Origin of the sequence: Archangium sp. (assembly GCF_036389735.1) — a bacterium.
In the GTDB taxonomy this organism is placed as follows: domain Bacteria; phylum Myxococcota; class Myxococcia; order Myxococcales; family Myxococcaceae; genus Archangium.
The window spans coordinates 1-1,916 of the sequence record NZ_DASVWK010000841.1 but is presented as its reverse complement, the minus strand read 5'-3'; the positions used below and the strand labels follow the sequence as shown (position 1 = coordinate 1,916).

1 protein-coding gene is annotated in these 1,916 nt (G+C 73.3%); it reads left to right on the top strand.

The features are described 5' to 3' along the window. Positions 1 to 25: 25 nt before the first annotated feature. The coding region (locus tag VF794_RS30035) for a DUF5682 family protein (protein WP_331116334.1) at positions 26 to 1,916 on the top strand (1,891 nt) is incomplete at its 3' end.

Sequence of the window (1,916 nt, the reverse complement as noted above, 5' to 3'; positions counted from 1 at the left end):
TCTACCGCGCCTGCATGGAGGTGCTGTGAGCGGAGAGGCGGGCGCGGCCGTGCACGTGCTCGGCGTGCGGCACCACGGGCCGGGCAGCGCGCGCAGCGTACGGGCCGCCCTGGAACGGCTGCAACCGGACGTCGTGCTCATCGAGGGCCCGCCCGAAGCGGACGCGCTGCTGCCCCTGGCGGCCCATGCGGAGATGAAGCCGCCCGTGGCCCTGCTCATCTACGCCGTGGACAAGCCGGCCCAGGCCGTCTTCTACCCCTTCGCCGTCTTCTCTCCGGAGTGGCAGGCGATCCAGTACGCCGTGCAACGCACCCTCCCGGTGCGGTTCATCGACCTCCCGCAGACCCACCGGCTGGCGCCCGAGGACGAAGACGCCCGGAACGAGGACACCCCGAAGGAGAAGCAGGAGACCCCGGCCGAACAGGAGGCGCGCACGCCCCGGGGGGATCCACTCGGGGCGCTCGCACACGCGGCGGGCTACGAGGACAGCGAGCTGTGGTGGGACCACCTCATCGAGCGACGCCAGGAGCCCGAGGGCGTATTCGAGGCCGTACTGGAGGCCATGACGGCCCTGCGCGAGGGCGAAGGCGAGCTGTCCCCGCACGAGGCCCGGCGCGAGGCCCACATGCGGCGGAGCATCCGCCAGGCGAAGAAGGACGGCTTCCAGCGGATCGCCGTCGTGTGCGGCGCGTGGCACACCCCGGCGCTCGTGAAGCAGCGGCCCGCCCGCGAGGACGATGCCCTCCTGCGCGGCCTGCCGAAGACGAAGGTGGCCGCCACGTGGATTCCCTGGACGTATGACCGGCTCGGCTGGCGCAGCGGGTACGGCGCGGGGGTGGAGTCCCCGGGGTGGTACGCGCACCTGTGGCTCTCGCCCAAACGCCCGGTGGCCTCGTGGGCGACGCGCATCGCGCACCTGCTCCGGGACGAGGGGCTGGATGCCTCCTCCGCGAACGTCATCGAGACGGTGCGGCTCGCCGAGGCGCTCGCGGCCCTGCGCGGCCTGTCGTCCCCGGGGCTCTCGGAGCTGCGCGACGCCTCGCTCGCCGTGCTGTGCGGCGGGGATGCGACCCCGCTGGCGCTCGTCCACCAGAAGCTGGAGGTGGGCACCGGGCTGGGCGAGGTCCCCTCCGAGGTGCCTTCCGTCCCACTCGCGAGGGACCTCGCCGCGCTTCAGAAGTCGCTGCGCCTGCCGCCCTCCTCCGAGAGCAAGCTCCAGGAGCTGGACCTGCGCAAGGACCTGGACCGGGAACGGAGCCGGCTGCTGCACCGCCTGGGGCTGCTCGACATCGACTGGGGCACGCCGGAGGAGGATCCCCGGAACTCGACGGGCACCTTCCGCGAGACGTGGCGTCTGAAGTGGGAGCCCGAGCTGGCCGTGCGCGTCGTCGAGGCGAGCCTCTTCGGGAACACGGTGGAGTCCGCGGCCTCGGGGCGCGTGGTGGCCCGTGCGGCCACGGTGAACGAGCTCGGCACGTTGACGGCCCTGCTCGATGCGTCCCTGCTCGCGGAGCTGCCCGTCGCCATCGACGTGGTGCTGCGCCAGGTGCAGGCGCTCTCGACGCGTTCGGCGGACGTTCCGAAGCTGATGGAGGCCTTCCCCGCCCTGGCACACGCGGTGCGCTACGGCAGCGTCCGCGAGACCCCGACCGGCCCCATCCTCGCCATCGCCGACGGGCTGTTCGAGCGCATCCTCATCGGACTGCCCGGCGCGTGCGTCTCGCTGGATGAGGAGGCCGCGCACAAGCGGCGCGACCAGCTGCGGGCCATGCATGCCGCGGTGGCGCTGCTGGAGGGCACGGAGCGCGGCGAGGCGTGGGCGGAGGCCCTGGGCCAGCTCGTACACCGGGATTCCGTGCACGGGCTCGTGCGTGGGGCGGCGCTGCGGCTGCGGGTGGAACTCGGGAAGGTGCGGG